Here is a 23,905-nt window from a genome sequence, read left to right as displayed (position 1 = left end):
AGGTTTTTGGTCGCGTGATTCTTTATGAATATCCTTGCAATGAGCGCGTTCGGTCTCTGCTAAGAGTCGAGCATTTGTTCGACAGGTTATTTTTTTTCGCCAAGGGCGATGACGCGCATTATCACCATATTACGATTGCGACATTGTTCGATCTGCTGGATATCTGCGACCGCACCGACTTGCGTGGCGCGGTCTTGCAGGATCTCGAGCGCCAGCGTACGGCATTAAGCGCATTGCGCCAGCATCCGGGGGTAGAGCCTCGAATGCTCGATACCATGCTTGCCGAAATCCAGACGGCTTCCAGCGAACTGGGTGCGCAAGGCCGCATTGGCCAAGAATTGCGCGATAACGAATGGCTGGCCAGCTTGCGCGGCAGGGTATCGGTGCCGGGCGGTTCATCCCAGGTGGATATGCCTTCGTATTTTTCATGGCAACTAAAACCGGCCGAAGCGCGCACCAAAGATTTACGCAGGTGGATCATGCCGTTTATGTCTCTGTATAAGGGGCTTGCGCTGATTTTGCGGCTGTTGCGGGACTCCGGCGATGTCATCGATGCCGTCGCCCGACAGGGCGCGTACCAGGAAATGCTGGGGGGTAAACTGTTCCAGCTTTTGCGAGTATGGGTCGATGCGGCGTTGAATGTATTCCCCGAAATGAGCGCCAACAAATACGTGATTTGGGTGCGGTTTGCGTCGCAAGACAGCGAATTGAAGCCGCAGCCAGTCACCACCGACATTCCTTTCAAGCTGGCGCGTTGTAACGTGTAGCGGGATTTCCCTCGGAAATCCATTGCGCGATGCAATCCTGCGTCGCTGGCCCGATCGCGCTGACCATGCATCCAGTGCCGGTAAAAACGCCAAGACGCGGCACTCTCCACCGCGCGACACGGCTAGTTAATCAGAAATTGTTGTTGCGTTCCATTTCAAATACGCAATTTTGATGTCGCCGGCGGCCGCGATCGGCGAAAATGGCGGCTGTTTCATTCAAACCGGAGAACTGTGCATGTCGGAATCAAGCTCCGCGCCTTTTGGTGGTCGACGCGGCCGCTGGCTGTGGGCCTTTGTATTACTGTTGGTCGTCGGGGCCGCCTACTGGTTTTTCACGAAAGATTCCGGCTCCCTGGTGACCAAGGGCAGGCCAGGCGCGGGTAACGGCATGCCCGCCATGATTGTGCCCGTCAAGGTGGCGACGGTCGAGCGCGGACCTATCGATTACACGCTCAAGGCCATAGGAACCGTCACGGCCTTCAATACCGTTACAGTGCGCAGCCGCGTGGATGGCGAACTGCACAAGATCAACTTTGTTGATGGTCAGAAGGTGCAAGAAGGTGATCTTCTGGCGCAAATTGATCCGCGCAGCTATCAGGTTCAACTGGACCAGGCCATGGGCCAGCAGAAGCAGAATGAAGCCCAGCTGCAGAATGCGCAGCGCGATCTGCAGCGTTATCGGCTGCTGTTCAAGCAGAATTCAATCGCGAAGCAGCAGGTCGACGCGCAGGCAGCGCTGGTGCAGCAGCTGTTGGGCTCGCGTAAAAGCGACCAGGCGGCCGTTGACAGCGCAACGCTGCAATTAAGCTTCACACGCATCACCGCCCCTATTTCGGGTCGCCTGGGTCTACGGAAAGTCGATCAGGGCAATATGGTCAATGCCTCCAACACCGACGGCCTGGTCGTCATTACCCAGACGCAGCCCATTTCGGTGCTGTTTACGCTCCCGCAGGCGCAACTTCCCGCCGTCCTGGAACAAATCCGTGCAGGCAAGACGCTCGCCGTCGATTTGTACGACCGTGACGATCTGCGAAAAATTGCCAGTGGTGAACTCATGTCGCTTGATAATCAGATCGACGTGGCCACAGGCACGGTCAAGCTTAAAGCGCGATTTGCGAACGAGGACGAATCGCTATTTCCCAATCAGTTTGTCAATGTGCGTTTGCGCGTCGCTACGGATCAATCGTTAGTGCTTCCTACCCGTGCGGTCCAGCAAGGGTCGATCGGCGCATTTGTGTATCGGGTCGATGACAACAGCAAAGTGTACGTGCAACCCATCGTCGTGGGCCGGGTGGACGAACGGCGCGTCGCCGTCACATCGGGGCTCACGGAAGGGCAACGGGTGGTCATCGAGGGCCTGGACCGCCTGCGGGATGGTGCGACCGTACAGGTTAGCTCCGGAGAGGTGGCGACGCCGGCTCCGAATCCGCCCGCCGCTGCAGGCGGGGTGGCAACGGGTGCGCCCGCGGGCGGCGCGGGCAATCCACACTAAGGACGGACTGTGAATCTTTCGCGTCTCTTCATCCTGCGGCCGGTCGCCACGACGTTGACGATGCTTGCATTGCTGATTGCCGGCTTCCTGGCGTACCGGCTGTTGCCGGTTTCGGCCCTGCCTCAAGTGGATTACCCGACCATACAGGTGACCACGCTCTACCCGGGCGCAAGTCCCGACGTGATGACGGCGCTGGTAACCTCGCCATTAGAGCGACAGTTTGGCCAAATGCCGGGTCTGACGCAAATGACCTCATCCAGTTCTGGCGGATCCTCTGTCATCACGTTGCAATTCGATCTGGATTTGGCTCTGGACGTCGCCGAGCAGGAAGTGCAGGCGTCGATCAATGCGGCGTCGAATCTGCTGCCTAACGACCTGCCCGCGCCGCCCATTTACAACAAGGTGAACCCGGCGGATACCCCAGTGATCAGTCTGGCGGTAACGTCTCCCACCTTGCCTTTGTACGAAGTGCGTGACCTGATCGATATTCGGGTAGCGCAGAAGCTGTCTCAAATATCAGGTGTGGGTCTGGTAAGCATTGCGGGGGGGCAACGCCCGGCTGTACGCATTCAAGCCAATCCCCAGGCGCTGGCTGCCCATAATCTGACGCTCGCCAGCTTGCGTACCGCCATTACGGGCGCCAACGTCAATCAGCCCAAGGGAAATCTGGACGGGCCGGAACGCTCCACGACGATTAACGCAAACGATCAATTGAGATCCGTGCGCGATTACGAAGAATTGATCGTGGCGTTCGAGAATGGTGCGCCGCTGCGCTTGCGCGACGTTGCGCAAGCGCAGCAGGACGCCGAAAATACGCGGCAGGCGGCATGGATAGGCAATACGCCGGCCATTTTGCTGAATATTCAACGCCAGCCGGGTGCGAATGTCATTGAGGTCGTCGACCGGGTCACGGCGTTGCTGCCCTCGCTGAGGGCCGCTTTGCCTGCCGGCGTCGACGTTGCGGTGGCGACCGACAGAACGCAGACCATACGCGATTCGATCGACCATGTGCAAATGGAAATGCTGCTGGCGGTCGCGCTGGTGGTGCTGGTGACTTTTGTATTCCTGCGCAGCTGGACGGCAACCTTCATTCCCAGTGTGGTGGTGCCACTCTCGCTCGTGGGGACGTTCGGCATCATGTATTTGGCGGGTTTCAGCATCAATAACCTGACCCTGATGGCACTGACGGTGGCAACGGGTTTTGTCGTCGATGACGCCATCGTGATGATAGAAAACATCGCGCGCCACATCGAGGAGGGCGAAAGCGCCATGATGGCCGCCTTGAAAGGCGCTTCGCAAATCGGCTTCACGCTGGTGTCATTGACCTTGTCTCTGATTGCCGTGTTGATCCCACTGCTTTTCATGAGCGATGTCATTGGACGGCTGTTTCGCGAGTTCGCGATCACGCTGGCTGTGGCTATTTTGCTGTCGCTGGCCATTTCGCTGACGCTTACGCCGATGATGTGCGCGCGGCTATTAAAGCCTGAATCGGAAATGAAGTACGGGCGATTCCAGCGCTGGGCCGGGGCGTCGATGGATAGACTGACGGGCGCCTATGATCGCGGGCTTATCTGGGTGCTTGCGCATCAGCGCCTGACACTCTGGGTGGCGTTGGGTACATTGGTCTTCACCGCCGTGCTGTACCTTGCGGTTCCTAAAGGGTTTTTTCCGCAGCAGGATACTGGCCTGATACAAGGTATAAGCCAGGGTCCGCAAACGGTGTCCTTCAGTTCCATGGCGCAGCGCCAGCAACAGGCGGTCGATCGCATCCTGAAAGACCCTGACGTCGCCGCTGTTTCTTCCTTCATAGGTATCGACGGCACCAACGCCACGTTAAATACGGGTCGCCTGCAAATCGCGCTCAAGCCGGTCACGGAACGTGACGCCAACGCCCAGACGATCATTGACCGATTAGGTCAGGAACTGGAGTCGTTGCCCGACATCAAGGTGTTCATGCAGCCGGTGCAGGACCTTACGGTCGATGATCGCGTCAGTCGTAGTCAGTACCAGATGACCTTGTCGGAGCCCGATCACGGAGTCCTTCTTAAATGGACCCCCAAGTTGGTCGATGCGCTTAGGCGCCTGCCTCAGTTAAGCGGTGTGGTGGACGACTTGCAGGGCAGCGGCTTGCAGACCATGCTTACCATTGACCGCGATGCAGCGGCCCGTTTAGGGATCAGTAACGCCACGATTGACGATGCCCTGTACGATGCGTTCGGACAGCGCCTGATATCGACGATTTTCACGCAATCCACGCAATATCGGGTCGTGCTGGAGGTGGCCTCGCAGTTCCGGCAGAACCCACAGTCGCTGGCCGGAATCTACGTTCCTACGTCCTCGGGCACGCCCGTGCCGATCAGCACCGTGGCCAGTATCAGTCAAAGCAACGCGCTCTTGTCGATAGAACGGCTGGGGCAATTTCCAGCCGCCACTATCTCGTTTAATCTCGCGCCCGGCGCCGGGCTGTCGGATGCGGTCGAAGCCATAAGGCAGGCGCAACTTGATCTTCAAATGCCGGCGTCGCTCGAACTGAAGTATCAGGGTGCCGCCAAGGCGTTTCAGGCTTCGCTATCAAGCACACTGTGGTTGTTATTGGCTGCAGTGGCTACGATGTATATCGTCTTGGGGATACTCTACGAAAGCTATATTCATCCCATTACTATTCTATCCACTTTGCCTTCCGCCGCGATAGGCGCCCTGTTGGCTTTGCTGCTTACCGGCGCTGAGCTTGACATGATGGGCATCATCGGCATTATTTTATTGATTGGCATCGTCAAAAAGAACGCCATCATGATGATCGATTTTGCGCTCGATGCCGAGCGGCATCGCGGCCTGAGTCCGTTGGCAGCCATTCACGAAGCTGCCCTGTTACGCTTCCGTCCCATTCTGATGACAACGCTGGCCGCCTTGTTCAGTGCAATCCCCTTGATGTTGGCTACCGGTTCCGGGTCGGAATTACGTCAGCCTTTGGGGCTGGTGATGGTGGGCGGCCTGTTGTGCAGCCAGGTTCTGACCTTGTTCACGACGCCCGTTATTTACCTGATGTTCGACCGGCTTGGCAGGCGCGTCAAGGCGTATCGCCAGCCCGGCGGAGCCACCCGCGGGATCGCCCCATGAGGTTCTTCACCCTCTTCATCATGCGCCCTGTGGCAACCACATTGCTGTGCGTTGCGCTGGTGTTGACAGGGGGACTCGCCTATTTTTTCCTGCCGGTCGCGCCTTTGCCGCAGATGGATTTTCCCATGATATCGGTCTCGGCCAAACTGGCCGGCGCCAGTCCGGAAACCATGGCGTCAAGCGTCGCGACACCGCTTGAGCAGTCGTTGGGTGCGATTGCGGGGCTGACCGAAATGAGTTCCCGTAGCACCGAGGGCTCAACCCGCATCTTCCTGATGTTCGATATGGCGCGCGATATCAATGGTGCCGCGCGCGACGTGCAGGCGGCTATCAATGCGGCCCGCGGCATTCTTCCGTCCAGCCTGCGAAGCAATCCTACGTATCGCAAGGTGAATCCGTCATCGTCACCCATCATGGCTCTCGCGCTGACGTCCAAGACCTCGACCCAAGGCCGCTTATACGATCTTGCCTCCACGGTGCTGGGACAAAAGATTGCGCAAGTGCCTGGAGTGGGGGAGGTGGAAGTCGGTGGCAGTTCGCTGCCGGCAATTCGGGTAACCCTGAATCCGCAAGCCCTGAACAGTGCCGGGGTATCGCTGGACGAAGTCCGCATGGCCTTGTCCAATGCCAATACCATGCGTCCCAACGGCGTCGTTGAAAACGATATGTACCACTGGCGGGTGACTTCCGGCGGACAACTGACCAAGGCGGCGCAGTATCGTCCTTTGATTGTCGCCTGGAGGGACGGTTCGCCGATACGCGTGCAGGATGTCGCCACGGTCGAGGATTCGGTGGAGGATTTGTTCAATACCGGCTTTCTGAACGACCAGCGCGCCGTATTGTTGGTCATCCGGCGGCAGGCCGACGCCAACATCATCGAAACGGTGGACGCCATACGGGCCCAGCTACCGGCCTTCGAGGCCATGCTACCGGCGGACGTCATGTTGACCGTCGCGCAAGACCGTACGCCGAGCATTCGAACTTCTTTACACGAAGCGGAGATTACCCTGATCATCGCGGTGATCCTGGTGGTGCTTGTGGTGCTGCTGTTCCTGCGCGATCTGCGGGCGGCGCTGATCCCTGCGGTAGCCGTCCCGGCATCGCTGATCACCACCTTCAGCCTGATGTTGTGGTTTGGCTATACCTTGAACACCATGTCGTTGATGGCGCTGATCGTGGCCACGGGTTTCGTGGTGGATGACGCGATTGTGGTGCTCGAGAACATCATGCGCCACATTGAAAAAGGGATGGCGCCCATGCGGGCGGCGATCCGAGGGGTGCGCGAGGTCGGTTTTACGGTGCTGGCCATGAGCTTGTCTTTGGTTGCCGTATTCATTCCCATGCTATTGATGGGCGGTTTGCCGGGGCGATTATTCCGTGAATTCGCCGTCACGCTTTCCGTGTCTATCCTGGTGTCGCTGGTGCTGTCGGTTACGCTGACGCCCATGATGTGCGCCCACATCTTGCGCTCCAAGGTTTACAAGCCGCGCTCATCCGGTGCCCTGACTCGCATCTTTCAGGCCATGGGCGAAACATTATGGAGCGGCTACAAACGTTCGCTGGGTTGGGCGCTGGCGCACGGGCGCCTGATGATTTTGCTGCTATTAGCCACGATCGGGCTCAACGCTTACCTATATACGGTTGTGCCCAAGGGCTTTTTCCCACAGCAGGATACCGGTCAGTTACTGGGCTTCTTCAGGGTTGATCAGGGTACCTCTTTTCAAGCGATGCTCCCCAGGCTCGATTACTTCAGGCAGATCTTGCTGCAGGATCCTGCGATTCAAAACGTGAGCGGCTATGCGGGCGGTCGCGGCGGCAGCAACTCCAGCTTCATGCAAATACAGTTGAAACCGTTGGAAGAGCGCAAAGTCAGTGCCACCGATGTCGTCAACCGTTTGCGCGGCAAGTTCACCGGCGTGCCGGGGGCGCGTCTGACCCTGGTTCCGCAGCAGGATATTTTTGTCGGCGGTCGCCAGAATAGTGCTGGATCTTACGACTACACGCTGATGGCCAGCGACCTGGCGCTGCTTCGGACCTGGATGCCGCAGGTGCAGAAAGCACTCGCAGGGCTGTCGGAGCTCGTTGACGTCGATACCAATATCGAAGATAAGGGCCGACGGGTAGAGCTTGTGATTGACCGGGATGCGGCGACACGACTGGGGGTCAGCATGTCGCTAATCGCGTCGGTATTGAATAATTCTTTCAGTCAGCGCCAGGTATCCGTCATTTACGGTGCCTTGAACCAGTACCATGTCGTCATGGGGGTCGATGAGCAATACGCGCAGGACGCGGAGTCGCTCAAGCGGGTCGAGGTGGTCACGGCCGCGGGCGACCGCGTTCCCTTATCTGCCTTTACTCGATTCGAGATCGGCAACGCGCCGCTTAGCGTCAACCACGAAGGACTCTTTGCGGCCGACTCGATTTCCTTCAGTTTGGCGCCCGATGTGTCGTTGGATCAGGCCACGCGCGCTATAGACGAAGCGGTCGCGCGCATCGGACTGCCTACCCAGCAGATACAGGCAGGCTTTCTAGGAACGGCACAGGCCATGCAGCAAGCGGTTGCCCAACAGCCGTGGCTAATCCTGGCGGCATTGGTGACCATGTACATCGTGCTGGGCATCCTGTACGAAAGCTATGTGCATCCCATCACCATTTTGTCGACACTGCCATCGGCAGGCATCGGTGCCTTGCTGGCACTGATCATGGCGGGAGAGGAATTCACGTTGATCGCCTTGATCGGCGTCTTTTTATTGATAGGCATCGTCAAGAAGAACGCCATCATGATGGTGGATTTTGCCTTGATGGCCGAGCGGCGCGATGGGCTTTCTTCGCGCGAAGCGATTTATCAGGCCTGCCTGGTGCGGTTTCGCCCCATTATGATGACGACGATTTCCGCGTTGTTCGGCGCGCTGCCGCTGGTGTTTGCCTCGGGTGCGGGTGTCGAAATGCGCCGGCCTTTAGGTTTGACCATAGCCGGTGGGCTCATTCTCAGTCAGATTCTTACGCTCTATACCACCCCGGTTGTCTATCTTTATCTGGACCGTTTTCGGCTATGGGCAGGGCGCAAACGCCGCCAAGGCCTGGTCCAGCATGGGCAGCGGGCATGAGCCACTGACGACTGACCGTAACGGGCATTGGCTGTTTAAAAGGCATTTGTAATTCATGACTATTTTCGCATCGTTGAACGCTTGGATACCGGTTTGCCTTAAATGGCCCGTGCGGTCGGGGATCTTGCTGCTGTTGAGCGCCTGCGCGGTTGGGCCCGATTATCAGCGCCCGTCGAGCGCTGTGGGCGATACCTATAAACAGGCCGCAAGGGTTGGCCAAGCAAGCGCCGCGTATTCGGAAACCATGCCGCTAAACCCAGGTTGGGTGCCCGCACAGCCGCGCGATTCCGCATTGCGTGGCGATTGGTGGCAGTTGTTCAACGACCCGATCCTAAGCAGGCTGATGGACACCTTGCAAACCTCAAATCTGAATATTGTGCAGGCCGAAGCACAGTACCGCCAAGCCCAGGCCCTGCTGCAATCGGCCAGATCCGGATTTTTTCCAGTCGTGGGTACATCGGCTGCCGCAACACGTTCGGGTATCGGCGGCAACGATAACATTGGATCGGGTTCGTTTGGGGCGGTCAGTTCCAATAACCAGTACACATTAAGCGGCAGCGTCAGCTGGGAACCCGATGTGTGGGGGCGCGTGCGACGTAGTGTGGAATCCAGCCGTGCCGGGCTGCAAGCCAGCGCGGCAGATGTCGCCACTATGCGGCTTAGCATGCAATCGACCTTGGCTCAGACTTATTTTCGACTGCGCGTCATGGATGCGGAACAGCGTTTGTTGCAGCAGACGGTCGATGCCTACGAGCGTTCACTGACCATCACGACGAATCGTTATCAGGCGGGCATCGCCGCCCAAGCCGATGTTGCGGTGTCACGCACTCAACTGGAAAACACCCGTACGCAATCGCTGGCACTGGATTGGCAACGGGCGCAGCTCGAGCATGCCATTGCCGTATTGCTGGGCCAGCCGCCGTCCGGCTTTGATTTGAACAGCGCCGATATCCTTGGAACGGTGCCCGTCGTTCCGGTGGGGTTACCGTCGCAATTGCTCGAGCGCCGTCCCGATGTCGCCGCGGCCGAGCGCAGGGCGGCCGAAGCCAATGCACAAATAGGCGTTGCCCAGGCGGCCTGGTTTCCCGACCTTACCTTAAGCGCTCAGGCAGGCTATCGCAGTGGCCAGTGGGCGCAATGGCTTAGCGCACCGTCCAGTTTCTGGACACTGGGCCCTGCCTTGGCCTTAACCATCTTCGATGGCGGAGCACGACAGGCACAGGTCGATCAGGCGCGTGCTGCGTTTGATGTCCAGGCCGCTGGCTACCGTCAGACCGTCTTGACGGCGTTGCGAGAGGTCGAAGATTTCCTGGTGCAGCTATATGTGCTTGGCCAAGAGCAGGTAACGCAAGGGCGGGCACTGGATTCGGCGCGTGAATCCTTGCAGTTGACGCAGAACCAGTACGAAGCCGGTCTAATCGATTACCTGAGCGTCGTGCAAGTGCAGACCACGGCGCTGAGTACCGAGCGTACGGCGCTCCAGCTTACGGCTGACCGACTCGTCGCCAGCGTACAACTGATTGCGGCGTTGGGCGGCGGCTGGGAAATGCCGCCGGCTCAGCCATAATCTCGCTGAAATCGCTGCGATTGCGGTGGTGTCAGGCAGCCGCAGTCTTATTCAAGCAGCTGCCTGATTCCGGCAATGCCATGTGCGCTGTGTTGCCGTGCCGTTTCCAGGGTGGCGCTCGATTGCCCGCCTATGGCAAAGACCGGTAGGCTCGCCTGGCTTGCCAGTGCGGCGAACCGGTCCCAGCCCATGCCTGATACATCAGGGTGGGAAGGAGTATCCAACACGTGGCCCAGCACGACAAAATCGGCATTCAGTCCGCGCGCCGCCGCCAGATCATCAGCAGTGTGGGCCGAAACTCCGATCAGGCCAATGTGTGGGCGATTTGCCTGCGCCGCGTGTTGGCGCGAGACCGCATCGGCTGCCCGGAAATGTACGCCGTCGGCCTTGGGCCACCAGTCAACGGGGTGTACGCTGTTTATCAGGCAGCGCGCGCCGAATTCGTGGCAACGTTTTACAACTTGCTGAAATGCCGCATAAACCTCGGCAGATGCTGCCTTTGCAGCCCATTCCGGTTCACGAAACTGCACAAGCTTGATGCCGTTTTTTAAGGCGATCGTGAGCCTGTCCAGAAAAGCGCCAACTCCGCTGCTGCTTCCTATGGACGTCAGCAAATAACGGTCGGGCAACTGCAACCAGCGCAAGGGCGGTTTGGTGGCCGGCAGCACCGGACCCACGGTGGGGGCTTGTTGCGGGTCTATCCAGGCTAGCCGTTGCCCTTCGATTCCGACAGGCACTCCGAGCCAGCCCGTGACGCGGCAGAAGGCCAGGCGAACGATGTTGACTTCGTATTCATGGGTATAGGTCACCCACGGCGTGGCATCGGTAACCTCGATGCCGAGCTCTTCTTTCAGTTCCCGCGCCAACGCCTCGAGCACACTTTCCCCTGCTTCAATCTTGCCGCCTGGCAGCTCCCACCAGCCCGCCCACGCTTTGTCGGCGGGGCGCTCAGCCAGCAGCAACGAGCCATCTGCCCGTAGAATCATGCCGGCGGCAACATTGACAAAAGGTTTAGACATGACGCGCAGCCCAGTCGCGGGCAAACTGACGTGCGACACGGCCGGAACGTGAGCCGCGCTCAAGCGCCCACTGCAAGGCTTCGGTGCGCGAGCTTTCGATATCGGCGGTAGAGCAACCGTGCTCTTTGAGCCAGTAGTAGACGATATCCAGGTAGTCGTCTTGTTTGAACGGGTAAAACGACAGCCAAAGGCCGAAGCGCTCGGAAAGCGATATTTTTTCTTCTACCGTTTCCCCGGGATGGATCTCGCCATCGCTCTGGTGCTTGGCGCCCAGGTTTTCGCTCATGTATTCGGGCATGAGGTGGCGGCGGTTCGACGTGGCGTAAATAAGCACGTTATCGCCCGATGCACTGATGGAACCGTCAAGAACCGATTTGAGTGCCTTGTAGCCCGCTTCGCCTTCTTCAAAAGATAGGTCATCGCAAAATATAATGAAGCGCTCGGGGCGTACACTGACCAAGTCAACGATGTCGCCCAGGTCGCCCATATCGGCTTTGTCGACCTCGATAAGCCGCAGGCCTTGGCCGCCGTAGGTTGCCAGCATGGCCTTGACCAGTGAACTCTTGCCTGTGCCCCGCGCGCCCGTCATCAATACGTTATTGGCGGGCTTCTTGTGCAGGAAATGTTGCGTATTCCGGTCGATAATCGCTTTTTGGCGCTCGATATGCTGCAGATCATCGAGGTTGATCGTCGAGACGTGGGCCACGGCGTCGAGCCAGCCGCGCGCGCCGCGTTTTCGCCATCGAAAGGCGTACGCCGACCAGTCTATTTCGGGTGGGGCCGGAGGAAGCCACGCTTCCAGTTGCGCCAAAACTCGTTCGGCGCGACCGATCAGCGTGGTGAGGTCGATGGCTGTCACAGATGGGTCTCCTAGGACGAAATCGCTAACAAAGCGGCATTATCGCTAATTTGCGTCGGGTGTTCACGGCATTTAGATATTTAGCGTCACGTATAATCGTATCCTTGTTCCGCCCACCTACTCATCCATTTTTAAGCCGGACCTCGCTTTGAACCTTCCACAGTTAATTGCCCCAATCGCAAACGACATGAAAGCCGTCGATGCGGTCATACGCGCCCGCCTCGATTCCGATGTCGTTTTGATCCGTACGATAGGCGACTATATTGTCGGGGCCGGCGGCAAGCGCATGCGTCCCGCAATGGTGCTTATGGTGGCTAAGGCGCTGGGCTACGAAGGCACGACCCACCATTTATTGGCCGCCGTGGTGGAATTTATTCACACGGCTACGCTGTTGCACGACGATGTCGTCGACGAATCCGACATGCGTCGTGGCCGCAGCACTGCCAACGCCGTATTTGGCAACGCTGCAAGCGTTCTAGTGGGCGATTACCTGTATTCGCGATCATTCGAGATGATGGTCGAATCCAATTCCATGCCGGCGATGTCGGTGCTGTCGGCGGCCACCACGGTCATCGCCGAAGGCGAGGTCTTGCAGCTTTTGAACGTGCATGATCCCGATGTCTCCTTGCCACGCTACTTGCAGGTCGTGCGCTACAAAACGGCCAAGTTATTCGAGGCAGCGGCTCAGGTCGGCGCAATAATCGGCGGGGCCACACCCGAGCAGGAAACGGCTGCCGCCTCTTACGGACGCCACATCGGCACCGCTTTTCAGCTGATCGACGACGTGTTGGACTACAACGGTGACGTTGAAGCGTTGGGGAAAAACGTAGGCGATGACCTGCGCGAAGGCAAACCGACCATGCCGCTCATACGTGTCATGGAAGTGGGCAGCAGCGCGCAGAAGCAGCTGATACAAGACGCCATTCGTACCGGTGAGGCCGATTTCGAGGCAGTGGCGCGCGCGATTCACGACACCGATGCGCTGGACTTTACCCGTCGAGCGGCCATCGCCGAAGCAGAACTCGCCCGCACGGCATTGGCCGCTTATCCGGCTTCCATCCACCAGGAATCGTTGCTGGAATTTTGTTCATTCGCGGTGGATCGCGATCATTAAACATCCTGTTGCCGCTCGGTAAAACATTAAAGATCGCCCGGGTAGCAAGCTTGAGGATCGGCGCGCTAGCAGCAACAGGCGGAATAGGGAAATCGTCAAGCAGGCGACAGGCTGGAACGCCACCGCGCCGGCGGCCAGAACTCTTCGGGCAAGATCGGTTGTGGCTGCGAATCAAGTGGGCCAGGCTCCTGTTCTGGAACACAATCCCTCAGTGCTGAACGGACCCGAGCCAGTGCGGCCTCGCCACGGCCGTCGCCGACCACGCGCTGCCACCACAGTCGGTGCACCGCACGCACGCGGACGGGGATGGTGGGCAGCCCCACCCGTTGAGCCATTGCCAGCCTGTGAAGGCCGCGATTGATCTTTAGTATTCGGCCATCGCGGGAGACCGCAACGCCGATCTCATCACGACAGCGTTCAGGTACGTAGCCAACAGAGGCCATGCTGTCCAGGAACGCCAGATACACTTGCAGGTACCGGTAGATTTTGTCGGGTGTGTCTAGAAGGATACCTGCCTGATGCGAGCGCCATGGGTGCCCGCTCTTGAGAGCAGCCAAGTGTTCTTGGTAGCGTTCTGTGCGGGTCAGGTCGTCGCGGTTCTCGTCGATGTCGGCGATAAGCCGGTAGCGCCTGCCGACCCGCAAGTCTTGGCGGCGTAGATCCCAATTGCCGTCCCATAGAAAGAACAACGAGGAGGGCGGTTTTTCGGTTCCACCCCCATTACGTACATCGGTACGAATCAGTTCGCGTGGGTTTATATCCAGTGTCAAGGCTTCCTTGCCCAAGGCCGTTTCAAGTGCGCGCCGAGGCAGGCCTCGGGCCACGATGTAATCGGCGCCAGGTTTGTTCCGCATCCACACGTCGAAAAGCATCCGATCAAGGGGCAGTCCGACATAACGCTGGGACCAATCGCGAAAGGCGTGTTGCATATATGCCAGCAGCACTCGCGGCTGGACGATCTTTGGCGTTAGTGGCGCGAACGCAGGGTGGCCTGCGGGGCCCAGCAACGCAAACTGAAAAAGGTGGCGCCTGGAATGGTGGCGGTCGGGGCTGGATGATGTTCTCATGAAGACCTCCCTACCTTTTGTCACTCGAACCAATCGCAAATTTGTTTGGGGGCTTTTTTGTTATTAGTATTATCAGTATCTGGCAAAACGTGATCGTTGTATTACGAAATTCGACATTGCACGTGCGGATGCTTGAAGAATCGCATTGTGCGATAAGTTAAGAAACGAAATTCAGCATTTCGTTGAGTTTGCGGCTCGAAAAGCGACAGATTCCATAACGCGCCGGGGAAGAACGGAAGTAGCTTACTCGCCGGACTATATCCTTGGGGCGGCCATCGCCGAACAGAGGTCGCCCGTACGGCGTTGGCCGCTTAACCAGATTCCAATCACTAGAAATCTTTGCTAGAATTTTGTTCTTTCGCGGTGGATCGCGATCATCAAAAATCCCGTTGTCGCTCGGTAAAAAGCATCAAGAATCGCCCGGGTGGCAAGCTTCACGAAAATCGGGGCGTAGCTCAGCCTGGTAGAGTACTGCGTTCGGGACGCAGGAGTCGCATGTTCGAATCATGTCGCCCCGACCATAATTTCCCACGTAAAGTCCCGACTATTCTCGGCGTTTTGTTTTCTACTGCGGGGTATTGGAGCATAAGGATCGCCTTATGCTCCAATCGAGCTCCAATGCGCAAGATTTATCAAATGCAGCATACGTACGCTGATGCAGGGGTGCGACGCGCGCGATCCTCGTGTGCCGCGTGCCCGGGCGGTACCCCCGCCCAGGGCGTGCTGATGCGCTACTCCATCAACGCGAGGGCCGCTTCATGGCGCAGGTGGTGGGCAATTCCGCTTCAGAAGCAGGAATGACCTCGTCCGTACGCCAGCCGAACCCCGTTCCTTCCTGATCAATTTGCAGCGTGGTGCCGTTCGTTTTTGACCATGTTGCAACGTACAGGGGCTGCTGCAGCTGATGATCGTTGGCGCGCATCTTCGCTTTTCCCCCGGACAAGCTGTCGGCTTCCATGCCTTCCATGGCACGTGCCACATCGACGGGTTCGGTGGAGCCCGATTCCTTGATGGCCTTCGAAAGCAGTTCCACTGCGGGATACGCCTGCATCCAGGTCAAGTCGTCGTTGTACTTCTTCTTGAACCCCTCGACAAGGTCGCGTCCCTTGTAGCCTTCATTATTGACGTTGCCGACGCCTACGTACTTCACGCGGTCAAGTCCGCTTTCCCCCATCGCGGTGGGCGCACCCTTCAGCACGGCATAGTAGGTATAGAAGTTGGCCCCCAACCCTGAAGCGCGTGCGGCACGAATCAATAGAGCCAAATCAGAGCCCCAATTCCCGGTGATGATGGTGTCGGCACCCGACGCGATGATCTTCGCCACGTAAGGAGAGAAATCCTTGACCTCGCCAATGGGGTGCAGGTCGTCGCCTACAATCTGGACGTCGGGGCGCTTCTTGGCCAGCATCTCCTTGGCTGCCTTACTGACGGAACGTCCGAACGCATAGTTCTGCCCGACGATGTAGACCTTCTTGACTTTCTGGTTCTTGGCCAGATGGTTGACGAGCGCCTGCATTTTCATATCGACGTTGGAGTCGACGCTGAATTGCCAGAAGCTGCACTTGCCGTTCGTCAGTTCAGGATCGATGGCCCCGTGGTTGATGTACAGAACTTCCTTCCCGGGATTGCGTTCATTATGTTTATTGATGGCATCGACTAGGGCGAATGCCACGCCCGAACCGTTGCCCTGGGCTACGTAACGGTAGCCTTGGTCAATGGCGCGCTTGAGCTGGCTCAGACTGTCTTGCACGCCAGCCTTGTTGTCGAAGCCGACGATTTCAAGGGTATGCTTGCCCGCCCACTTTTCTTTGTTAGCCAGGTCGCTAAAGTATTGCCAGGTGCGAAGCTGGTTCTCGCCCAGAGCGGCGAATGATCCCGACAAGGGGTCAATCAGCGCAATCTTGACGGTATCGGCGTGCGCCATGCCTGTGGCTAGACCAATCGTTAAAGCCAATGCGCTCTGTTTGAGCTTTGTTGCGTATTTCATTGCGTCTCCTGTATTTGTATTGATTAAAAATCCACCTTAAACTTCCAGCCAGTCCTTACGCACCTGATGCGCGTCGCGCAGATCGGCTGGTGCTCCTTCAAAAACAATGGTTCCGTGGCCCATGACATAAAGCCGCTGAGATATATCGAGCGCGATGGCCAGCTTCTGCTCGACCAGCAGAACAGCGACGCCGCGCTCGCGAAGGATGTCGAGGTACCTGGCCACCTGCTCGACGATTTGCGGTGCCAACCCTTCGGTAGGTTCATCGATCATGATGAGCCTGGGATCGCCGATCAGTGAACGACATAAAGTCAGCATTTGCTGCTCTCCACCCGACATTACCCCGGCAGCGGTATGCCGGCGTTCCTTCAAGCGTGGAAACATTTCATACATGTCATCCATGGACCACCGGGAACGCTTTCCGCGCTGCTGCCCCAGCAACAGGTTCTGTTCCACCGTCAGCGACGGAAATACGTCTCGGCTTTCGGGCACATAGCCCAGGCCTTGATGCACGATTTCATGGGTTCTCATGCCGTTCAGTTCTTTGCTATCGAACATGACTGATCCCGTCGAACGAACCAGGCCCATGACCGCTTTCACCGTCGTTGATCTGCCCACGCCGTTACGCCCCAGCAGGCTGACGATTTCACCGGGGTCGATACGCAGATCGACGCCTTGCAGTACATGACTTTTTCCGTAGTAGGCATGAAGCCCGGAGATTTCAAGCAATGCCATCCATCGCCCCTTTCTTCTGATTTTTTTTGACACCCAAATAAGCCTCTTGAACCTCGGCATTGGCGCGAATGTTCTCGGGTGTGTCGCACGCGATGACCTGGCCATAAACCACGACGGCCACGCGATCGGCCAAGCCGAACACCACCCCCATGTCATGCTCGACGATCAAAAGCGTCTTGTTTGCACTGACGGTTTTGATCAACTCAATCGCGGCATCGCTTTCACCGCGGCTCATGCCAGCGGTGGGTTCGTCGAGCAGAATGGTATGACCCCCGCCCGCCACGGCTATCCCGATTTCAAGTGCGCGTTGCTCGGCGTAGGTAAGCAGGTTCACGGAAACATTGCGACGCGAGGCCAGTCCGATCAGTTCGAGCACTTCCTGTGCTCGATCGTGCAGAGGCTTGAGTTGGCTGATGCGCTTCCAGAAGGTATATCGATAACCTTTAGCCCACATCGTTGCCGACAGGATGTTTTCATAGACGGTCTGGCGACTGAACAGATTTGTGATCTGGAAACTGCGACTCAACCCGCGCTGGTAAATTTGCTGCGCGTTGCACTCATTGATTCGATCACCATCGAACCTTATTTCGCCGGAGCTGACGGACAGCCGTCCGGAGATAAGATGGAACAAGGTCGACTTTCCCGCACCATTCGGTCCGATGACTGCCAGCCTTTCGCCTTTTCTTACCTGGAGATTCAGCCCTCTGATGATTTCAGTTTTGCCGAACTGCTTCTTTACATCCTTCAGCTCAAGAATATGCTGCGTCATGGCGCTTCTCCTTCAAGCTGCGCGGTATCTTCCGCGAGCTGCCCGAGCAGCGCGCGCCCTGAGGGCTTGATGGTCAACAGGCCGGCAAGGAGGATGGCCATCGCAATTGCCCATACGATGAACCCTTGGTGATCCAGACTGAGGCCCCAAAGCGACAGGGGATTCGAGGCTCCGGTGGCCCGGTGATACAGCAGTTCGATGAGAAGGATGGAACTCACTACCAACGCCGTGACGCTCAGTAGAAGCCGGAAGAACTGTGCATATCGCCTGTGAAGGAATGTTTTCCTGACCATATCCACACCGGGCCTCAACAAACTGCCGATGCCTCCGGGCGCATAGACCACCACGAGTATAAAAACGATGCCCAGGTACATCTGCCAGCCGGCTGTGTAATCGGGCAGGAGTTTGGTTAGGAGCACCCCGATCACTGCGCCAAGCATCGGGCCGAAGAAGCTTGTCGTGCCCCCGATGAAGGTGAACAGCAACACGGCTCCGGATTCGTGCAGGCTCAACACCTCATCCGTTGCAATTTCGAAATTGATGGCCATCAGTGATCCGCCAATGCCCGCGAAGAAGCCCGCGGCCATGAGTGCCATGTATCGAAGCATGTGAGGATTGAATCCGATGAATGGGATGCGTTCCTCGTTGTCGCGCACACCGTTCAACAGACGGCCAAGGGGTGTCCTGGTCAGATAGAAGATTGCCATCGCGCAGATGAGCAGCCAGAACGCTACAAGGTAGTAGACCTGTATCTGAGGGCCGAAAGTCCAGCCGAGAAGAGGCTCGCCGTACACCCTATTGGAAGAAACGCCGCCCTCTCCGCCGAAGAATCCGGGAAACATTAGGGAACTCGCATAAGCCATTTGCCCGATTCCCAAGGTAATCATCGCAAAGGCGACACCCGAGATTCGTGTAATGACATAGCCTATCAATGCCGCGAAGGCCAGGCCGGTCAGTGCGCCGACAATAGGAATCAATGGCAGGGGCAGCCAGAATACGCCTCCTCCCGCCAGATTCATTGCATGAACCGACATGAAGGCGCCCAAGCCGGAAAATGCGGCATGGCCGAAGGAAAGCATGCCGCTTTGACCAAGCAGTATGTTGTACGACAAAGCCAGAACGATACCCGTACCCATCTGTGTAAGATGAGAATGAGCCAGCGAGGACGTAAACACATGAGGTGCAAACAGCAGCACAGCCGCAAAGCCTAGCCACATCAGTAGCATGCGATTCGTAGTCAACCCGTCAGACCTGCTGGTAATCAATGAGTGTGTGGTCATGAATCAGTTCTCTCGTTTACCCAGCAGCCCACGCGGACGGAATATCAAAATCAGCACTAGGAGCGCATACGGCAGCATGGGCGCCACATCCGATAAGCTGACCGCCAACACCGAATGCCCGAATGCATCAGGGCCGACGTTCAGGCCGGCGGCTGACAGCACGTCGAGTGGCGATATGTCGATGGCAATGGAAAAAGTTTGGATTACGCCGATGAGCAGTGATGCCAGAAGTGCGCCCATCAGCGAGCCCATGCCGCCGGCCACCACCACGACAAAGATGATGGTGCCCAAGGTTTCAGCCATACCCGGTTCGGTGACAAGGGAATTGCCGCCGATCACGCCCGCCAGCCCGGCCAGTGCGCAACCACCGCCGAAGACGAGCATGAACACCCGCGGCACGTTATGCCCCAGTGATTCGACCATCTCTGGATGGGTAAGCGAGGCTTGTATGATCAAGCCGATTCGGGTGCGGGTAAGAACGAGATACAAAGCCAGCAGCGTCAGTACTGCAATCAGCATCATGAACGCCTGGTACTTGGGGAATGTAGTGGTGTAGATGGTAAACAGGGGGCCTTGCAGGATCTCAGGAATTCCGTAGGGAACTGCGGAGCGCCCCCATATCAGCTGTACCCCTTCGAGTATGAGATACGACAGGCCGAAGGTGTATAGCAGCTCGGCCACATGGCCGTGCTTATGCACAGCACGCAAGCCATAACGCTCTACGACGATACCCGCGATCCCTACCAGCAAGGGTGCGAGAATGAAGGCAGCCCAGTATCCGGCCATGCCGCTGATGGTGTAGGCAAAGTAGGCGCCCATCATATAAAAGCTGGCATGGGCGAAGTTCAGCACGCCCATCATGCTGAAAATTAGCGTCAGCCCCGAAGAGAGCATGAACAGAAGCAGTCCATAGCTCAAGCTATTCAAAAGAGAGATTAGGAAGAACTCCATTCATGTCTCCAACACATCATTATTCATATTGTCTTTACTGTCGTTGATTCGTGATCTTCAGTTGAATGCGATCGCCAAAGCGGGGGCGCGTGCGCCCCCGCTTTGGACGACTTAGAGTGTGATGTGGGCGCTTCCTTTCAGGTCGAGCAGCATGCGCGCTTCATCGGGTGTCGCCGTCGTCAGTGAGAGTTCATCGAGGATGCGCTTAATCTTTTGAACTTGCTCGGCACATGAGGTGGCAAGCTTGCCTGACTCTAGGTAGAGGCTGTCTTCAAGGCCGACACGCACGTGGCCGCCCATGATCGCGCCCATTGTGACCAGGGGCATCTGGTGGCGCCCTGCGCCAAGAACCGAGAATTGATAGTTCGCGCGCCCGAAGAGACGGTCGGCGGTGGTGCGCATCAATGTCAGATTTTCGGGATCGGCGCCCATTCCGCCAAGAATGCCGAAGATCATCTGAATGAACAGGGGCCCCTTGATCAGCCCGGCGTCGACAAAGTGCGCCAGGTTGTAGAGATGCCCGAGGTCGTAACATTCGAACTCGAAGCGGGTTCCACAATCTTCGCCAAGGACTTTCAGGATGTGTTTTATGTCCTTGAAGGTATTGCGGAATATGAGGTCTTCCATTCCTTCGATATAAGGCTTCTCCCAGGAGTGCTTCCATTCTTTGATTTTTTGGGCCGCCGGATGGATCGAGAAATTCATCGAGCCCATGTTGAGCGAGCACATCTCGGGCTTGAGCTTAAGCGGATAGGCGAGCCTTTCTTCCAGAGTCATGCGCGTGCTGCCGCCGCTCGTGATGTTGAGCACCGCATCCGTCTGTTCGCGGATACGCGGCACGATTATGTCGAATATGGCAGGGTCGGCCGTGGGGCGCCCATCGTTTGGATCCCGCGCATGCAAGTGCACGATGGCCGCGCCGGCATTGGCTGCGTCCACGGCGTTCTGGACGATTTGATCCGGAGTCAACGGGAGATGATCGGACATCGAAGGCGTGTGGACGGCGCCGGTAACGGCGCAGGTGATGATGACTTTGGATGATGAGTTTGCAGCCATTGCTTATTCCTGGGTGTGTTGCGCTTGACCGGAGTGGGAGGCGAGTAGATCGTCGAAACGGGTGATGTTTGAGAATGTGGGAACTTGACGCCGGCTCTGCGCCTCGACCACCAGCTCGATGACGCGGTCGTTGAAGGGGGTAGGTATGCCGAACTGCCGGCCCGTATTGCTCACGACGCCGTTGATGAAGTTGATCTCGGTATCCCGGCCTTTCTCCAGATCCTGGAGCATGCTGGCGCGCAATTTTCGATGCTGGTTCCAGATCCGTTCGATCAGTGGAGTCTTGGCGTCCACCTCGGCCGCCGATGCCAGGAGGAACTGCTCGAAGTTTTCTCCTTGCATCGGCGCCATGCGGTGTCCTGCAGCCTGCGCGGCACGCACTGTCTCGTCGGCCAGGAACGCGATGCAGCGAAGGGCGCGCGAGTCGTCCATCACGTCTCCGAATGTGCAGCCGAGGGCGGCGGACATGCCGCTGAACGTGGCGTTCATCAGCACTTTCGACCAGCGTATTCCCATCAGGTCGGGCAGAATCTCTGTGGTGCCCACGCAAGAAAGGTAGGCTTGCACCAGGGCCAGACGCGGCCGTATCACGCCATCGATCTCACCGATCTCGAAGGCAAACTTCCTGACGGCTTCTTCACGGGTGGTTAGTTGTGAGACCCCAGGCCCCAACCAGGTCGCGCCGAAGCCGACCGCGCCACCGATGGTCCGGTTCGCAGAAACGTACGAGGCGACCCGTGGCTCGGGAATGCCATTCTGCAGGGTGCAGACGATGCTGTCGTCATGCAGGAAGGGCAGCAGCTGCGGCAGCACAGTGTCGTTGGCAGTCTGCTTGTTCAGCAGAAAGACCAGGTCGTATTGCCCGCACATTTCGCTGGGCGTCAGCGCGTGCACAGGGACGAGGAGATCCATCTCCCCGGTGATCCGCGCACCCACTCGGTTCATCGCCGTGACGTGTTCTTCGTTGGTGTCGACGAGGTCGACCTGGCGGCCGCCGTGGGTCATCAGTGCGCCGATGATGGTGCCCAGTGACCCGGCGCCGATGATTGCTGCTCTCATTTAGTTCTCCCCTCTTCCCTTGTAGGGCGTTCGGCCGTACGCCGAAGTCTTTGGCGCGATGTTGTTTTGGATTACTGGTGCGCCAAAGTGGTAAAATCGATTATTGTGCTAATAATCGATTTTATATGGTGGTTTGTCAAGGACTGTAACCGAGGGCGACCTTGGTAGCTTTGCCAACCAGTCTGAAGTAGGAATAGAACGTGGGGTCGGGAATTGTCGAAAGTCGGTAAAAGTCTTACGGAGAGTATGTATTTGTCGTTACGCGACGACATACTTACTTACCGTCTTAAGCCCGGGACCAAGCTGAACATCGCTTCCATGGCCAAGGATAGGGGTGTCAGCTTGAGTGCGGTGCGTGAAGCGTTGGCCCGCCTTAGCTCAGACGGGTTCGTTGTCACTGAACCGCGACGCGGCTTCCGCGTGGCGTCGGTGTCGCTTGCCGACCTGCTCGACCTCACCGAGCGTCGAGTCGCGATCGAGGGGCAGTGCCTGCTGCGCTCGATCCAGAACGGCGACTTGGCCTGGGAAGGGCGTGTCCTGGCCAGCCTCCACGAACTCAGCCGCACTCCCGTACGCCTTGAAAACGAGTTCAATCCAGCATGGATCAGTACGCATATGCATTTCCATGCGACGCTGGTCGAAGCCTGCGACAGCCCTTGGTTGATGCGTATCCGTGAGCTGCTGTTCATCCATTCAGAACGCTACCGTGTGCTATCCATCCATCTTGACCGCCCCCATCTGGATTCCGAACACCACGACATCGCCGAGGCCGCTATAACGCGAGACACAGAGCGTGCCGTTGAGCTGCTGGCGGATCATGTGAAATTGACGGCTCGGATCATTCTGGAAAACGAAGCGGATGGGCGCGAGTCGCCCTTTCTTGCCGCCGCGCCTCCGCTAATTCAATCGCTCCCATGAGCTGAAGAACGTATGCTATTGAGCAGCATCGACAGGTTAGGCTCTAGGTCGTGCTCCAGTTGTGCTCCAATCGTGTGCCAACAGCCCGCAGCGACTTACCTTTGGGCCGCGCCGCCCAACGTCTTAATAAGTTCGACCACCAAGGCGTTGCGCCGAAGCGTTTCGGGTCGTACGCACACGCGATGATGCCGCGCTGCCCACGGTTCATCCAGCGCAATCACGCATAATTCGTCACGATTTTGTGTGCCCAGGGCTGAAGCCGGCACAATGCCAATGCCCACACCAGACGCAATCAGCCGAAGTACGGCTGGATATCCCGAGACCTGTATTCGCACGTCCAACTGCCGGCCCAGTGCCATGGCATGATTCACAAGATAAGTATGCATGGCCGTGCCATTGAGCAGGCATACAAATGGCGAGTCAAGGCATGCAGCAAAACGTATCGAGTCGTGCCTAGCCAGAGGGCCGTCGCGTGCCGTCACCACCATTAGCTTGTCCTCCCGATAAGGCAAGAAATGGAGCTCTGGATGGTCCGCCTCAATGGCAATCACACCAAGATCAGCGCGTCCCTGGGCCACAGCTGCGACGATGTCCGTGCCAAGCCGCTCTTCGAGAGCGACTCGAGCAGACGGAAACGTCCGAAAAAATGGCAACAAGTCGTCTGCGAGCCAGGAGTTAATCGCATTGTTATTCGCAAACAATGTGACGTGGTTCAAGACACCGCTGGAGAATGGCGTCATGTCAGCGTGCATCTGCCCCAATTGCGCGATGCACCGGCGCGCATGCTCCAGCATCACAATGCCGGCCGGGTTAGGAGTAACACCGCGAGCTTGTCGCGTAAACAAGGAGGTGCCGAATGTTGCTTCCAGCGCTTTCAGCCGTAGGCTGGCTGAAGACGGTGCCAAATGACAACGCTTCGCTCCACGCGACACACTTCGCTCTTCAGCGATCGCCACAAACAACTTCAGATCGGTAAGTTCATAACGCACGGCACATCTTAGCATTGCGACCTTTTGTCATTTACAAAAGCTCGGGTTGCAA

18 protein-coding genes and 1 tRNA gene are annotated in these 23,905 nt (G+C 57.5%); 8 read left to right on the top strand and 11 right to left on the bottom strand.

All coding sequences use genetic code 11. The features are described 5' to 3' along the window. Positions 1-14: 14 nt before the first annotated feature. From zapD to EKL30_RS14455, 5 genes are all read left to right on the top strand, one after another. Entirely contained in the window at positions 15-767 is a 753-nt protein-coding gene (gene zapD, locus EKL30_RS14475) for a cell division protein ZapD (RefSeq protein ID WP_126707932.1), read from the top strand. 235 nt (positions 768-1,002) lie between these two features. After that, positions 1,003-2,259, top strand: coding sequence for an MdtA/MuxA family multidrug efflux RND transporter periplasmic adaptor subunit (locus EKL30_RS14470; RefSeq protein WP_126707931.1), 1,257 nt, complete (start codon positions 1,003-1,005; stop codon positions 2,257-2,259). 9 nt (positions 2,260-2,268) lie between these two features. Then, positions 2,269-5,376 (top strand): multidrug efflux RND transporter permease subunit, encoded by a 3,108-nt coding sequence (locus EKL30_RS14465; protein ID WP_126707930.1) that lies wholly within the window; start codon positions 2,269-2,271, stop codon positions 5,374-5,376. Next, on the top strand, positions 5,373-8,483 hold the full coding sequence (locus EKL30_RS14460; RefSeq protein WP_126707929.1) for an efflux RND transporter permease subunit: 3,111 nt from the start codon (positions 5,373-5,375) through the stop codon (positions 8,481-8,483). Before EKL30_RS14465 ends, EKL30_RS14460 begins: the two co-directional genes overlap by 4 nt. 55 nt (positions 8,484-8,538) lie before the next feature. After that, positions 8,539-10,050, top strand: coding sequence for an efflux transporter outer membrane subunit (locus tag EKL30_RS14455; protein WP_126707928.1), 1,512 nt, complete (start codon positions 8,539-8,541; stop codon positions 10,048-10,050). Positions 10,051-10,097: 47 nt separating this feature from the next. Here the strand turns inward: EKL30_RS14455 and EKL30_RS14450 are convergent, their stop codons facing one another. Further along, positions 10,098-11,069, bottom strand: coding sequence for a Nudix family hydrolase (locus EKL30_RS14450; RefSeq protein ID WP_126707927.1), 972 nt, complete (start codon positions 11,067-11,069; stop codon positions 10,098-10,100). Further along, complete coding sequence (locus EKL30_RS14445) at positions 11,062-11,928, bottom strand: ATP-binding protein (RefSeq protein ID WP_126707926.1); 867 nt, start codon at positions 11,926-11,928, stop codon at positions 11,062-11,064. Before EKL30_RS14445 ends, EKL30_RS14450 begins: the two co-directional genes overlap by 8 nt. 148 nt (positions 11,929-12,076) lie before the next feature. On the opposite strand from EKL30_RS14445, the gene EKL30_RS14440 reads away from it, so the two are divergent. After that, positions 12,077-13,042 (top strand): polyprenyl synthetase family protein, encoded by a 966-nt coding sequence (locus EKL30_RS14440; protein ID WP_126707925.1) that lies wholly within the window; start codon positions 12,077-12,079, stop codon positions 13,040-13,042. 95 nt (positions 13,043-13,137) lie between these two features. Here EKL30_RS14440 and EKL30_RS14435 read toward each other — a convergent pair whose 3' ends face one another. Then, positions 13,138-14,109 carry a hypothetical protein gene (locus EKL30_RS14435; protein WP_126707924.1) on the bottom strand — a complete coding sequence of 324 codons (972 nt, stop codon included), beginning with the start codon at positions 14,107-14,109 and terminating at the stop codon, positions 13,138-13,140. A gap of 444 nt (positions 14,110-14,553) precedes the next feature. Between EKL30_RS14435 and EKL30_RS14430 the strand changes: the two genes are divergently transcribed. Next, a tRNA-Pro gene (locus EKL30_RS14430) sits at positions 14,554-14,630 on the top strand. A gap of 218 nt (positions 14,631-14,848) precedes the next feature. Here the strand turns inward: EKL30_RS14430 and EKL30_RS14425 are convergent. The 7 genes from EKL30_RS14425 to EKL30_RS14395 form a co-directional block, all read right to left on the bottom strand. After that, entirely contained in the window at positions 14,849-16,096 is a 1,248-nt protein-coding gene (locus tag EKL30_RS14425; RefSeq protein ID WP_126707923.1) for a branched-chain amino acid ABC transporter substrate-binding protein, read from the bottom strand. 36 nt (positions 16,097-16,132) lie between these two features. After that, complete coding sequence (locus tag EKL30_RS14420; protein ID WP_126707922.1) at positions 16,133-16,831, bottom strand: ABC transporter ATP-binding protein; 699 nt, start codon at positions 16,829-16,831, stop codon at positions 16,133-16,135. After that, positions 16,818-17,600, bottom strand: coding sequence for an ABC transporter ATP-binding protein (locus EKL30_RS14415; RefSeq protein WP_126707921.1), 783 nt, complete (start codon positions 17,598-17,600; stop codon positions 16,818-16,820). Before EKL30_RS14415 ends, EKL30_RS14420 begins: the two co-directional genes overlap by 14 nt. Beyond that, positions 17,597-18,880, bottom strand: coding sequence for a branched-chain amino acid ABC transporter permease (locus EKL30_RS14410; RefSeq protein WP_126707920.1), 1,284 nt, complete (start codon positions 18,878-18,880; stop codon positions 17,597-17,599). The genes EKL30_RS14415 and EKL30_RS14410 overlap by 4 nt, the downstream gene beginning before the upstream one ends. 3 nt (positions 18,881-18,883) lie before the next feature. Continuing rightward, the gene (locus EKL30_RS14405; protein WP_126707919.1) at positions 18,884-19,831 is read right to left on the bottom strand and encodes a branched-chain amino acid ABC transporter permease; all 948 of its coding nucleotides are present in this window, start codon (positions 19,829-19,831) and stop codon (positions 18,884-18,886) included. 111 nt (positions 19,832-19,942) lie between these two features. Then, the gene (locus tag EKL30_RS14400; protein WP_126707918.1) at positions 19,943-20,887 is read right to left on the bottom strand and encodes a 3-keto-5-aminohexanoate cleavage protein; all 945 of its coding nucleotides are present in this window, start codon (positions 20,885-20,887) and stop codon (positions 19,943-19,945) included. Positions 20,888-20,890: 3 nt separating this feature from the next. Beyond that, a complete protein-coding gene (locus tag EKL30_RS14395) occupies positions 20,891-21,946 on the bottom strand; it encodes a ketopantoate reductase family protein (protein WP_126707917.1) in 1,056 nt (351 codons plus the stop codon). Between the two features lie 246 nt (positions 21,947-22,192). Here EKL30_RS14395 and EKL30_RS14390 point away from each other — a divergent pair, with 246 nt between their 5' ends. Further along, complete coding sequence (locus tag EKL30_RS14390; RefSeq protein WP_126707916.1) at positions 22,193-22,864, top strand: GntR family transcriptional regulator; 672 nt, start codon at positions 22,193-22,195, stop codon at positions 22,862-22,864. A 95-nt stretch (positions 22,865-22,959) separates the two neighbouring features. Here EKL30_RS14390 and EKL30_RS14385 read toward each other — a convergent pair whose 3' ends face one another. Further along, on the bottom strand, positions 22,960-23,853 hold the full coding sequence (locus tag EKL30_RS14385; RefSeq protein ID WP_158618426.1) for a LysR family transcriptional regulator: 894 nt from the start codon (positions 23,851-23,853) through the stop codon (positions 22,960-22,962). Between the last annotated feature and the right edge of the window lie 52 nt (positions 23,854-23,905).

The sequence above is a fragment of the Candidimonas sp. SYP-B2681 genome (genome assembly GCF_003971065.1).
Taxonomy (GTDB): domain Bacteria; phylum Pseudomonadota; class Gammaproteobacteria; order Burkholderiales; family Burkholderiaceae_B; genus Pollutimonas.
The sequence above is the reverse complement of the archived record's forward strand: the minus strand, read 5'-3'. Positions and strand labels throughout refer to the sequence as shown.

What these genes read in the sequence shown, in the direction of transcription:
- EKL30_RS14470 (WP_126707931.1), top strand. Translation starts at nt 1,003, where the DNA reads ATGTCGGAATCAAGCTCCGCGCCTTTTGGTGGTCGACGCGGCCGCTGG.
- EKL30_RS14460 (WP_126707929.1), top strand. Translation starts at nt 5,373, where the DNA reads ATGAGGTTCTTCACCCTCTTCATCATGCGCCCTGTGGCAACCACATTG.
- EKL30_RS14455 (WP_126707928.1), top strand. Translation starts at nt 8,539, where the DNA reads ATGACTATTTTCGCATCGTTGAACGCTTGGATACCGGTTTGCCTTAAA.
- EKL30_RS14450 (WP_126707927.1), bottom strand. Translation starts at nt 11,069, where the DNA reads ATGTCTAAACCTTTTGTCAATGTTGCCGCCGGCATGATTCTACGGGCA.
- EKL30_RS14435 (WP_126707924.1), bottom strand. Translation starts at nt 14,109, where the DNA reads ATGAGAACATCATCCAGCCCCGACCGCCACCATTCCAGGCGCCACCTT.
- EKL30_RS14425 (WP_126707923.1), bottom strand. Translation starts at nt 16,096, where the DNA reads ATGAAATACGCAACAAAGCTCAAACAGAGCGCATTGGCTTTAACGATT.
- EKL30_RS14420 (WP_126707922.1), bottom strand. Translation starts at nt 16,831, where the DNA reads ATGGCATTGCTTGAAATCTCCGGGCTTCATGCCTACTACGGAAAAAGT.
- EKL30_RS14415 (WP_126707921.1), bottom strand. Translation starts at nt 17,600, where the DNA reads ATGACGCAGCATATTCTTGAGCTGAAGGATGTAAAGAAGCAGTTCGGC.
- EKL30_RS14410 (WP_126707920.1), bottom strand. Translation starts at nt 18,880, where the DNA reads ATGACCACACACTCATTGATTACCAGCAGGTCTGACGGGTTGACTACG.
- EKL30_RS14405 (WP_126707919.1), bottom strand. Translation starts at nt 19,831, where the DNA reads ATGGAGTTCTTCCTAATCTCTCTTTTGAATAGCTTGAGCTATGGACTG.
- EKL30_RS14400 (WP_126707918.1), bottom strand. Translation starts at nt 20,887, where the DNA reads ATGGCTGCAAACTCATCATCCAAAGTCATCATCACCTGCGCCGTTACC.
- EKL30_RS14395 (WP_126707917.1), bottom strand. Translation starts at nt 21,946, where the DNA reads ATGAGAGCAGCAATCATCGGCGCCGGGTCACTGGGCACCATCATCGGC.
- EKL30_RS14390 (WP_126707916.1), top strand. Translation starts at nt 22,193, where the DNA reads ATGTATTTGTCGTTACGCGACGACATACTTACTTACCGTCTTAAGCCC.